General features: G+C 59.1%; 6 protein-coding genes. All 6 read left to right on the forward strand.

The window, feature by feature from the left end; all coding sequences use genetic code 11:
• Positions 1–20 precede the first annotated feature (20 nt).
• Positions 21–1043 (forward strand): LacI family DNA-binding transcriptional regulator, encoded by a 1023-nt coding sequence (locus tag DQX05_RS01900; RefSeq protein ID WP_119790375.1) that lies wholly within the window; start codon positions 21–23, stop codon positions 1041–1043.
• 170 nt (positions 1044–1213) lie between these two features.
• On the forward strand, positions 1214–2860 hold the full coding sequence (locus DQX05_RS01905; protein ID WP_119790376.1) for a spore germination protein: 1647 nt from the start codon (positions 1214–1216) through the stop codon (positions 2858–2860).
• A 12-nt stretch (positions 2861–2872) separates the two neighbouring features.
• A complete protein-coding gene (locus DQX05_RS01910; RefSeq protein WP_119790750.1) occupies positions 2873–3973 on the forward strand; it encodes a GerAB/ArcD/ProY family transporter in 1101 nt (366 codons plus the stop codon).
• Positions 3954–5168 (forward strand): Ger(x)C family spore germination protein, encoded by a 1215-nt coding sequence (locus tag DQX05_RS01915; RefSeq protein ID WP_259391729.1) that lies wholly within the window; start codon positions 3954–3956, stop codon positions 5166–5168. The genes DQX05_RS01910 and DQX05_RS01915 overlap by 20 nt, the downstream gene beginning before the upstream one ends.
• 217 nt (positions 5169–5385) lie before the next feature.
• Positions 5386–7038, forward strand: a complete 1653-nt coding sequence (locus DQX05_RS01920; protein WP_259391730.1) for an SWIM zinc finger family protein — start codon at positions 5386–5388, stop codon at positions 7036–7038.
• Positions 7035–9947 (forward strand): DEAD/DEAH box helicase, encoded by a 2913-nt coding sequence (locus DQX05_RS01925; RefSeq protein ID WP_119790381.1) that lies wholly within the window; start codon positions 7035–7037, stop codon positions 9945–9947. Before DQX05_RS01920 ends, DQX05_RS01925 begins: the two co-directional genes overlap by 4 nt.
• Positions 9948–10088 lie beyond the last annotated feature (141 nt).

A 10088-nucleotide genomic window follows, 5' to 3' on the forward strand; every position in this document is an offset into this window, starting at 1 on the left:
AGACGAAGGAGGAAGCTGTAATGTCCGTAACAATCATCGATGTCGCCAAGCAAGCGGGAGTCTCTCCTTCGACGGTATCGCGAGTATTATCCAACCACCCTCGGATTAGCGCCAAGACCGCGCAGCGGGTACGCGAAGTGATGGCTGATCTCGGCTATCACCCGAACGTGATGGCGAAGAGCCTGGTCTCCAAGGTGAGCAATACGATCGCAGTGCTGCTCCACCGCCCGGCGGAGGAATTATTTCTGAACCTCTTCTTCTCCGAAGTGATGCGCGGCTTGGTCACCCAAGCGAGCCGCGCGGGCTTCGATCTGCTGATGACGACGGGGGCGACGGAGCAGGAGGAGCTTGAAGCCATAACCCGGCTGGTCAAGGGCAAGCGGGTCGACGGGGTCATCCTGCTCTATTCCCGGCGCAACGACCCGATCGTGTCGTTCCTGGAGGAGCTTCAATTTCCATTCGTCCTTATCGGGCGGAGCGAGGAGCACCCGGATATTTTGTCCGTCAATAATGATAATGTGCAGGCCGCCTATGACGCGACCCGCCATCTAATCGATCAGGGGCACCGCCGCATCGGCTTCGTAAGCGGTCCTTCCAATCTGATGATTTCGAAGGATCGGATGGCAGGATATCAAGCCGCGCTCAAGGAGGCAGGCATGGAAGCCCGGCCGGAATGGATTGTGGAAGGCGAGTTCCTGCAAGAGAGCGGTTACCGGGCCATGTCGTTCTTCATGAGCCTGCCGGAGCGCCCAACCGCCCTGGTCGCTATCGACGATGTGGTCGCCTTCGGCGTGCTGCGGGGGTTGATGGAGCTGGGATACCGCGTGCCGGACGATCTGAGCCTCGTCAGCTTCAACAATGTCCCGCTGTCCGAGCTGGCGACGCCGCCGATTACCTCGGTAGATATCGGCATCTATCAGCTAGGCTATACCGCATCTCAGACGCTTATCCGGTCAATCAAGGGCGAACCGATGCAGCAGCGGCTCATCATTCCCCATCGGTTGATTGTGCGTGAATCCTCTTTGCGGACGATTAAGGAATAAGGGCCGTTCCAGGCTCGAATTCGGCTATGACCACAACCAAGCATACATGAAAGGCTGACAACGGCGCAGTGCCGGTGTCGGCTTTTTTTGCATGGGAGAGGGGCGGATTCCGGCCGGCCGGATGAATAGAATGATTAGCAACGATGCATAGTATTGACAGGTGATCATGAATGTGGAATGCGATAGTGTCCTATTTTCCAAGCTGGGACATATGGCTGCAGGCGGTGATCGGGCTGTGCGTGCCCTATGGAATCTCTCTGGCCGTAAGCAAGAGCAGGCATCCGAATCAAGAGGAAGAGCAGGAGGGCGGAGTAACGGACCAGCCCGTGCAGTTTGCCGGTGATCTGCGTGCCGATATGGCGCTGATTCAGAATAAATTCAATCACCAGAGCGATGTTTCCATGCGCGTATTTTGTCTCGGCAAGACGAGCCAGCAGGCGGCGGTTTTTTTCGTCAACGGAATTTCCGATAAAGAATTGATTGAAACTCATATATTGAAATCGCTCATGGGAGATTTGGCGCAGATGGAGAACGGGTCGGAAGCCTCCGGCTCCCCGTATTCCAAGACATTTATTGTGGAGCAAGCGCTGGCAGTCAGTACGGTGAAGGAAGCGGACACCTTGGGGAAGGCCGCCTCCGAGCTGCTGCGGGGGAATACCGTACTGCTGATCGAACACCATCCGGGCGCCCTCATTCTCCCGACGAGAAAAGAAATTACGCGGGGCGTAGAGGAGCCGTCGTCGGAATTATTGGTGCGGGGGCCCCGTCTTGGCTTCAATGAGAGCATTGACGAGAATTCCGCCCTGCTGCGGCAGCATGGCGACAACGAGAATCTGGTCATCGCCCGGATCCGCGTCGGCAAGCGAACCCAGAGGGAATTGCTGATCACCTATATTGCCGATATTGCCGATCCCAACCTTGTGCGCGAGGTGATGGCTAGAATCAAGCGTCTGGATCTGGATGATATTCAGGACACCGGCTATATTGAGCAGATCGTGGAGGACAATTTCCTGTCTCCATTCCCGCAGGTACAGAGCACGGAGCGTGTTGACCGCGTGCTCGGCGCCATGCTGGAAGGGCGCGTGGCGCTTATATTGGACGGAACCCCGTTCGCCCTCATCGTCCCGGTCACCTTCCATATGCTGCTGCAGAGCCCGGAGGATTATTATGAACGCTGGATGCCCGTCACGCTGCTTCGCATCCTTCGCTATTTCGCGGCATTCATTTCGATGTTCGGCCCATCGTTATATATTTCCTTCATCTCCTTCCACCAAGGATTGATTCCGACGAAGCTCGCGCTGTCCATTGCCGAGACGCGGGCGGGGGTGCCGTTCCCCTCGCTGATCGAAGTATTGATTATGGAAGTGGCCCTGGAAATATTGCGGGAAGCCGGTCTCCGGCTGCCGAAGCCGATCGGCCAGACGATCGGCATCGTCGGCGGCCTGGTCATTGGCGAAGCGGCCGTCCAAGCGGGCATCGTCAGCCCGATTATGATTATCGTCGTTGCCGTTACCGCGATATCCTCCTTTGCGATTCCGCAGTACAACGCCGGCATCACATTGAGGATGCTCCGCTTCGCGGCCATGTTCTTCGCCGCCGTCTTCGGCCTGTACGGCGTCGTGCTGTTCTTCCTGGCGCTGTGCAGCCATCTCGTGAAGCTGAAGAGCTTCGGCATCCCTTATGTGAGCCCTGCGGCGCCCTATCAGATTCAAGATTGGAAGGACTTTCTCATGCGGGCGCCGCTGCGGTGGATGACCCGCCGGCCGAAGATGTTGCACGTCCTGGATAAGAAACGCAAAAAGCAGCAGGAGGAATGAAGAAACGTGGAGATGGGCAGAGAGCAGGGCATCACGACGCGGCAAGCGGCCGTGTTCATCGTGAACTTTATACTTGGGGTCGGCATCCTGACGCTGCCCCGGACGGCGGCAGAGAAGGTGCACACACCGGATATTTGGCTCTCCGTCATTATCGGCGGCTTGCTGGCGATGCTGGCCGGTATCATTATCGCCAAGCTCGGACAGCATTACCCGGGCAAAACCTTCTATGAATACAGCGAATTGATTATCGGGAAATGGCTCTCCCAAGTTATCAACCTTATTGTCGTCGCTTATTTCGTTGCTATTGCCGCCCATGTCGTGCGTTCGCTGGCCGAAGTGACGGAATTGTTCCTGCTGGATGGAACCCCGCGTTGGGCAATCATCCTGTCCTTCCTGTGGGTCGGACTATACCTGATTCTTGGCGGCCTCTTCGCTATTGGCCGATTGTTCGAGATCATTTTTCCAATGACGGTCATTATCTTTGTGCTCACCGCCGCCATGAGCTTCAAAGTATTCGAGATCGACAATTTGCGCCCAGTGCTTGGCTCTGGCATCACGCCCGTACTGGAGGGCGTCAGGACGACGGGGCTATCGTACACCGGATTTGAGATCATGCTTATTTTGCAGGCGTATATGGTTCGCCCTCGGCATGCGGCCAGAGCAGTGGTGTTCGGGGTGTCCATTCCGATACTCTTCTATGTTACGACGGTCGTGATGGTGATCGGGGCGTTGTCGGTAGAAGGCGTTGTAAGCCGCGCGTGGCCCACGATTACATTAATCAGGAGCTTTGAATTTCCGGGTATTTTTTTCGAACGGTATGAATCACTGTTGCTCGTCATCTGGATTATGCAAATGTTTGCAACGTATGTCATTACGCATTATGCAGCGGCCCAAGGGGTGGCGACCATGCTAAAAAAAGAGATTGGCCCGCTACAGTATGTCATAATCCCAATCGTGTTCATTGTTGCGATGCTGCCGAAAAATATTGACGATTTGTTCCGGTTCGCCGACAATATCGGCAATACCGGAATCGTGCTGTTCGGCGTGCTGCCCGCCGTCCTGCTCGGGATCGTGAAGCTGCGGGGTGGGAAGCGTGAGCTGGACACGACATAGCTGGAAGACCCCGCTGTCATGTGCGATGATTGCGCTGCTCGTCCTGACTTCCGGCTGCTGGAGCGCAAAGGAGATCGAGGAGCTGGGAATGACGGTCGGCACCGCGGTGGATGTGGGCGAGGAGACGATGCTGCAGCAGGGGCTGGAGCAAAAAGGCGGCGATTATCCGAAAAAAAACGCGCTGATGATGACCTTCCAGGTCGTCGATCCGGGATACAGCACGGGCGCGGGGGCAGGCTCCTCCAGCAAGCAAAAGAATTACACCAATATTTCGATAACGGGAGATTCGCTATATGAGCTGACGCGGGAAATCTCATTGAGCCGCGCCCGTCCGATTTTCGGCCAGCATCATAAGGTCATCGTCATCAGCGATAAGATGGCGCGCGCTTACAGCCTGCGGCAGCTGCTGGACTTTTTCATGCGGGAGCAGAAGTTCCGGCCAAGCTGCCTCCTCTTTATTAGCAAGGGAGAGGCCCGCAAGACGCTGGAGCTCAAAGACAAAACGGATTTCCCGGCCATGCGGCTGAACGGCATCACTAACAACCGGGACCGTAGCAGCCGGCTGCTGCCACCGGTGTCGTTGACGAAGGTGATCCCCAAGATGAATACGTCGTCCAGCTTCCTTCTGCAGAATGTCGCTGCGGCGGAAGGGGAAGTCAAGCTAGCCGGGGCGGCGGTCATCTATGGCAAGACGGACAAGCTGATTGGATTTCTTGATGAGGAGGAACTGGAGGCCGTTAACTGGCTCACCGGGAAAGTAAAAGGAGGAATCATCAAGTCTCATGACAAGCGGACTGGAGAGGTTATCGCCTACGAAATCATGTCGCTCAAAAGCCATATCCGCTCGCGCATCGACAAGGGCAAGATTGCATTCGATATTCAGATCGAATCTGAAGGCCGGCTTGGCGAACAGTGGTCTAGCGAAGGCAACAATTTCGACCCCCGGTATCTTCATCAGGTCGAGGCGGATACGGCCGAGCAGATGAAGACGCGAATCGGCGAGATGCTGCATAAGGTGCAGAAGGAGTACCGGGCCGACGTTCTCGGCCTGGGCGATCATGTCCGCATTCATTATCCTCGCATGTGGGTAAAGTGGAAGCAGGATTGGGATGACATCTTCGCGGATGCCGACATCCGGTACAATCTGAAGCTGGAGGTAAAGGAGTTCGGCACGACGAACCTCCAGGCAAAGTAATGGATAGGGCAGCGTGGCGCAAGAGGGCGGTCCGGGATGTTCCCGCGCCCTCTTTTTGGCGCGGCCTCCGGGTGCTCCCTTCGATTCGGGGATAATCCCCTTGCGCTTCACAGGCCGTTTTTTTACTCTCTTTTCTTCTATCTTTCGTTGATTTTGTGTAAACTGAAAGGATACAGAATGCGGCCTTCTCCATGAGAAGCCGTGAAAGTGGAGGTACGTGCGCTTGTCACAACTGGGATTATCCGTTAAGACATTCAACCGTGTCACCGAGCAGATGAAGCGCCGTTTTCGCTACGCGACTTTGGAACAGGGCTGGCGCTACTATCGCAAGCAAGCCGTGCTGGATATGACGGCGGAAGAACAGGCCGGCGGCGGGGCGGAGCCGGATCAGTGGATAGCGGCCGAGGTGTATGAGACGAAGCGCTACCGTGTCCGGTTCAACTGCACCGCCGTCAAGCGGAGCGAGTGCACCTGTCCGGAGGAGGGCGGCTGCAAGCATATGGCCGCCGTCTATTTTCAGCTGTGTGACGAGCTGGGGAAGAAGCCGGAATTGTATCTGGCGGAATTCCGCCAGGTCTATATCGAAGAGGAACGCCAACGCATGGTGCAGCGCAAGCGGGCGGAGCATAAGGCGGAGCTCGAGCGGCGGAAGAAGGCTTGGCAGATGAGTCTGTCCCCATCGGCTCCGGCGCAAGAATGGCATGATTTTTTTCAGCGAAAATATAGCAAGCCCTTCACCGCTTACAATTCTCCTGTGACCGATATCGCGGCCTGGGCGCAAAATGAATTGTACCGCGAGGGAGATCGCTTTCCCAAGGAGGTTGTTCCGTTGTACCGCATGCATGTTCTGCTTTTCTTGCTGCGGCAGCTGTCCATCCGGTACGGCCAGGGCAGCTCCCGGAGCTATCCTGGGAGGGACGCTCCGGCCGAGGAGACGGTTCGGCCCTATATGGAGGAGCTGCGGCGGCTGGCGGAGTCTTACGAGCTGTCCGCCACGCCTGCGGCTTACCAGCAGCATGTAGCCGCCCTGGGCGAGATAGCGGAAGCGGTGGCCTTGTCAGAAGAGGAATCGGCGGTCGACGGGCTGGACGTGCTCGCCTTGCTCTGGTCGACGGTGCTGAACCGGCTGGACTGGATGGAGGAGGCGCACCGCAGGCTGGAGCGGATGCTCGTCCCCGTCTCGTCGCTGCGTCCGCGGCGCCGGGACGCGATCCGGGTGGCGCTGGTTCATTTGGAGGTGCTGCTCGGACGCGAAGCCGAGGCTGTGAAGCGGCTGAGCGAGTTGACCTATCACAACGATCCCGGCCGGTACTGGGGATACCTGAGCGAGCATGAGCGCTCCGGGCGCTATGATCGGATTGTCTATTGGCTGGGCGCCCTCGCTCCCCTTATCCGGCAGTCCGGCCAGAGTGCCGATCTGGAGCAATATTGGGAATTTTGGAAGCGGGTCTACGAACGGATGCCAGACAAGGCTGGTCTGGAAGCACTCGTCCTGTCCCTGCTGCCTGGCATTTACCCGTACTTGTCTTCCTTTTTGCTGGAGCAGGCACGGTACCGCGATTGGGCGGAAATTCAGTTGCTGCAGCGGATCTCGCCGGCCGAGATCGCCGCTGGCGAACTGGAAGCGATGGAGCGCACCGCCCCGGAGCTGCTGCTGCCGTTGTTCCATCAGGCGATTGAACGGCATATCGAGGAACGAACGAAGGAGCATTACCGCGAGGCCGCGGGCTTGCTTCAGCGGTTGAAGCCGCTCTATGAAGCCTGCGGCGCGGCCGGGACGTGGGAGCTGTTCATGGAGCGGTTCACAGCCCGTTATGCCCGCTTGCGGGCGTTGCACAAAGAGTTACGAGAAGGAGCGCTCTTGACATGAAGGAACAGGGAGCTTGGAAGGTGGAATGCCTCTCCCGCCGGCAGGGCGGGTTTCTGCTCCACCACGGGGAGTTCAGACGGGCCTTGCGGACGTTCAAGCATACGCTGTTCGGCTGGCACCAGCCTTCCTTTTACGGCACGATGCTGGACGAGGCGGAGGAAGGGCGCGTCTCGGGCCTTGCCGTCTCTCCCGTCATGCTCCTGGAGCTGGCGGAAGAGCCGATCTCCGTCCGGTGGGCGGGGATTGCATGGGGTGACAGCTTCCGCATTGCGGCATCGGCCGCCCATATCTATGCGGAAGTGCTCCGGGACGGCCGGTACCGGCCGTCATTTGACATGTGGAAGCAGGGGAAGCGAGGCTGGGATCTGCAACTGACGATGGAGGAGCGCCTGGCTCTGGAAGCGGTGGAGCAAGAAGCGGCCGCCCTTGGGGATCCGGGTCTGGTCCGCTGGTTCGACGACCTGATGGCTGACGCCCAGGCCCGGCGCGACGATCACCCGGATGTATGGCGGATGATCGCATCTGTGAGGCCGGGCATCGAGTGGCTGCGCCTTCCCGAACGGTCTGCGGACTGGTGGGAGGAGTCCGACTGGCTGGAGGCGATCGGCTGGGTGAGGGACGAGACGCCGTTCCGCCTCATGCTGCGGCTGGACGAGCCGGAGGAGGAACGCGCTCCGTGGCGGTTGCGCGTGCTGCTTCAAGATAAGCAGCAGCCTGCCGTCCAGTTGGCCTGCGCGTATATTCCCGAAGGCCGGGGCTATCGGGCCGCCGCCGCGGAAGGCCAATTCCCGGAGGCGTGGCAGCCTTATGTCGACAGCCGCGTACATCATGAGACGGACAAAATCGTCCGTCTCCTTCCTTGGCTTGCCCCAGAAGAGGCCGGCGGCGGGCTCAAGACGCTGCTCACCGAGGCGGAGGCGTGGCGCTTCCTCGCGGAGGGCAGCCTCGTTCTGACCGATGCGGGCATTCTGGTCGCCGTTCCGGCCTGGTGGCAGCGGGCGCGCCGCTTGCAGACACGGCTGAAGGCGAAGCTGTCCGGGAACGGCTTCGCCGGGACGTCCTATATCGGACTGGAGCAGATGGTGCAGTTCGACTGGAAGCTCGCCATCGGCGACGCCCAGTTCACCGAGGAGCAATTCCGTGCCCTGCTTGAAGAGGATCGCCGGCTCATTTATCAGAATGGGCAATGGGTGGCGCTGAACCCGGAGGAAGCCGCACGGATTCGGCGCATCATGATGAAGGCGGAGCGGGACGGCCTGTCGCTGGGCGAAGTGCTGGAGCTGCAGTTGGCCGCTGAGCGGGAAGCGCTGGATGAGGAGGATCCGCTGCAGCGGGAGGACGCCGTTCGCCTGGAGCTGGAGCTGAACAGCTATCTTCAGACGTTCATCGACAAGCTGAGGCATCACGACTCCATTCCGCTGTGCGAACCGCCTGCCGGCCTGCGCGGCGAGCTGCGCAGCTACCAGGTCCAGGGCTTCTCCTGGCTTGCCTTCATGCGGCGCTTCGGGCTGGGCGCCTGTCTCGCCGACGATATGGGGCTCGGCAAGACGATACAATGGATTGCCTATATGCTCCGCATTCAAGAAGAGGAGCCGGAGCGGGTTCCGTCTCTGCTCATCTGCCCGACCTCGCTGATGGGGAACTGGCAGAAGGAGCTGGAGCGCTTTGCGCCGAGCTTGAAGGTGCATTTGCATTACGGGCTTGATCGGGCCAAGGGAGAAGGCTTCGCCGCTGCGGTCCGGCAAGCGGATATCGTCATTACGACGTATACGTTGGCGCTCAAGGATCGGGAGGAGCTTCGGCAGATCGTCTGGAGCGCGCTCTGTCTCGACGAAGCGCAAAATATCAAGAACCCGTATGCCAAGCAATCGGTGGCCATTCGCAAGCTGCAGGCCAGACACCGGATCGCCTTGACGGGAACGCCGATCGAGAATCATTTGACCGAGCTGTGGTCCATCTTCGATTTCTTGAACCCGGGCTATCTGGGGTCGCTCGCTCATTTCCGCCAGACCTACATTTTGCCGATCGAGCGGACTCGTGACAAGGAATGGATGCAACTGGTGCAGCGGCTGGTGCAGCCGTTCCTGCTGCGGCGCATGAAGAGCGACCCGCATATCCAGCTCAATCTGCCGGAGAAGCACGAGGCGAAGGTGTATGTTCCGCTGACGGCGGAGCAGGCGTCCTTATACGAGCAGACGCTGCAGGATCTGTTCGCGCCGATCGAGCGAATGGATGAGCGGATGGATATGCTGGAGCGGCGCGCACATATTCTCGCGGCCCTCACGAAGCTGAAGCAGGTGTGCAATCATCCCGCGATGCTGCGCAAGGAAGGGCCGCCAGGATGGAGGCCGGAACGCTCGGGCAAGCTGGTCCGTCTGCTGGAGATGCTGGAGGAGCTTCGCTCGGAAGGCGAGCGCTGCCTCATCTTCACGCAGTATGCGGAGACGGGCCGTCTGCTGCAGGCGGTGCTGGAGCGGGAGACCGGCGAAAGGGTGCCGTTCCTGCACGGCGGCGTGCCGAAGAAGGATCGGGACCGGATGGTCGAGCAGTTCCAGGAGGAGAGCGACGCTGGCGCCGGGCGGGCATCGGCTTTCATTCTCTCGTTGAAGGCCGGGGGAACGGGCCTGAATCTGACGGCGGCGAATCATGTGTTCCACTATGATCGGTGGTGGAATCCTGCGGTCGAGAATCAGGCGTCCGACCGTGCTTACCGCATCGGCCAGACCCGCAATGTTCAGGTGCACAAGCTGATTGCGCTTGGCACGCTGGAGGAGCGGATCGATGATATGATCGAGCAGAAGCTGCAGCTGAGTGAGCAGGTGATGAGCAGCGGCGACAAATGGATCACGGAAATGTCCACGACGGAGCTGCGCGAGCTGTTCGCCCTGCGGAGTCATTGGATAGAATAACGGAGGCGTCCCCGCTTTAGGCCAGGGGGCGCCTTTTTGGCATTGCATCGCTTCCACGTGTCTTGCGTCTGCCGTGCCTATCGTCTGCCGTGCCTTGCATTTGCAGTGCCTAGGGTTTGCCGTGCCTATCGTCTGCCGTGC

This window comes from Paenibacillus thiaminolyticus, from assembly GCF_003591545.1.
In the GTDB taxonomy this organism is placed as follows: Bacteria; Bacillota; Bacilli; order Paenibacillales; family Paenibacillaceae; genus Paenibacillus_B; species Paenibacillus_B thiaminolyticus_A.

Coding starts and splice junctions, on each gene's coding strand:
- DQX05_RS01900 (WP_119790375.1), top strand. CDS start 21: ATGTCCGTAACAATCATCGATGTCGCCAAGCAAGCGGGAGTCTCTCCT.
- DQX05_RS01905 (WP_119790376.1), top strand. CDS start 1,214: ATGTGGAATGCGATAGTGTCCTATTTTCCAAGCTGGGACATATGGCTG.
- DQX05_RS01910 (WP_119790750.1), top strand. CDS start 2,873: ATGGGCAGAGAGCAGGGCATCACGACGCGGCAAGCGGCCGTGTTCATC.
- DQX05_RS01925 (WP_119790381.1), top strand. CDS start 7,035: ATGAAGGAACAGGGAGCTTGGAAGGTGGAATGCCTCTCCCGCCGGCAG.